We start from the raw sequence: 1,480 nt of genomic DNA, 5'->3' as shown, positions 1-1,480 counted from the left end.
TCACATCCAGTACATCATAACTGGCAAAATTATCGGTATAGACGATGCTGTCAGGGTAAATTTTTGACTCTATTATCGGCAGTAATGTGCGTGATTTGGCATCGGGTATGACCTTGGTATACACCTTACCACCACGCTTGAGAAGCCCGAAAACAGGCACTTTTCCGGCAGCACCTCTGCCACGCTGACCTTTACGACGACCACCAAAATAACTTTCGTCCAGTTCAATCTCGCCATCAAACCAGGAGTGCCTATCTACGTGCTCGGCTATCAGCACTCTGAGGCGGTGAAAATAGTATGCAGCAGTGTTCCTGTGGACACCAACCAGCTCTGCGGCAATACGGGCTGTGGAGCCTGCAATAAACTGTTCAAGTAACCGTTCCTGTTTGTACTGACTGAGTCTGCTTTTTCTCATGGCACTATCCTAGATGATCTTAGTTATCTAGGACAGCCCCTTCTTTTGTATTAGCGCGTAAATTGTAAACAGTTATGACTTGTGGTTTATCAGATTTTTCAAAAATCATTATGCCAGCCTCACGATATAATTAAACGCAATATTATCTACTGTGTTTGCCACGTTTCCTGTTGCATTGATGGTGATAGCATGTCCATGCGAACCTATATGAACATTATGTGCATGTGGGCCGATGGCAACAGTATGTCCGTGATGACCCGCTGCAGACGTTGTTCCAAATGTATTACCTAGATTGCTACCGACATTTTGATCGCCACCACCTTCCTTTCTCATTGCAGAACCCCAGGTGTGGGTATGTTCTCCCTGCCCATCCGTTCCTTTATTACCATAATCAAAAACGTCCGTGGCTTTTGACCCTAAATCTGTATTAGACACCGTTGCTGAATGCGTGTGGGATTGAATGCCACCCACCTCTCTGCTGAGTATGGCTCGTTCATCAGATTTACCTTTGATGGTCTGGCCACGCATATCAGGAATGATGCCTGATGGGTAAGCCATTGCCAATTTCGGATATTTGCTTTTATCGAACGTCTCTCCCTGCATCAGGGCATAGCCTGCGGGAATATTATCCAACGGCCAGGTGATAGGGGCACCGACAGGCAGGATACTGGCGCTGGTCTCTGCCGCAATACTTGTTGCAATGGCCTTAATTGCCGCCAGTAGCTGTGCCGACTGGCTGCCATCGGGCTTCATGCCTACTTCAGCCAGAATATGGTCGAGTCCGTCAAGGTGGTGTAAATTCAGATCCAGCCTTCCGGTCCGGTAATATGTCTGTTAAGCGCTGAGTGGCAGCGCCTCGATCACATCGTTTTCAGCGGTCTGCTTTATCTCCGCCATGCTGTGCTGCGGCAGGTAGCGGTTCTGCAACAGCCATTCTTCGTTCTGCTCCGTCAGCACCGCACCCAGAAGCCGGGTTATGCTCTCTTCGTTGGGAAAAATACCCACCACGTCGGAACGCCGCTTAACCTCTTTATTCAGGCGCTCCAGCGTGTTCGTGGAGTGGAT

The 1,480-nt window shown here is 48.8% G+C and carries 3 protein-coding genes; all 3 read right to left on the bottom strand.

All coding sequences use genetic code 11. The annotated features are described in order from the left end of the window. Positions 1–415: IS1595 family transposase (locus tag BBW68_RS14675; RefSeq protein ID WP_148127470.1), on the bottom strand; the 415-nt coding region annotated here is incomplete at its 3' end. Between the two features lie 108 nt (positions 416–523). Beyond that, positions 524–1,168: a phage tail protein gene (locus tag BBW68_RS14670; RefSeq protein WP_070135913.1), complete on the bottom strand. Its 645-nt coding sequence runs from the start codon at positions 1,166–1,168 to the stop codon at positions 524–526. 81 nt (positions 1,169–1,249) lie between these two features. Beyond that, the coding region (locus BBW68_RS14665) for a transposase (protein ID WP_186821355.1) at positions 1,250–1,480 on the bottom strand (231 nt) is incomplete at its 5' end.

Origin of the sequence: Candidatus Erwinia dacicola (genome assembly GCF_001756855.1) — a bacterium.
GTDB classification, from domain to species: domain Bacteria; phylum Pseudomonadota; class Gammaproteobacteria; order Enterobacterales; family Enterobacteriaceae; genus Erwinia; species Erwinia dacicola.
This window is presented reverse-complemented; position numbering and strand designations above follow the sequence as displayed.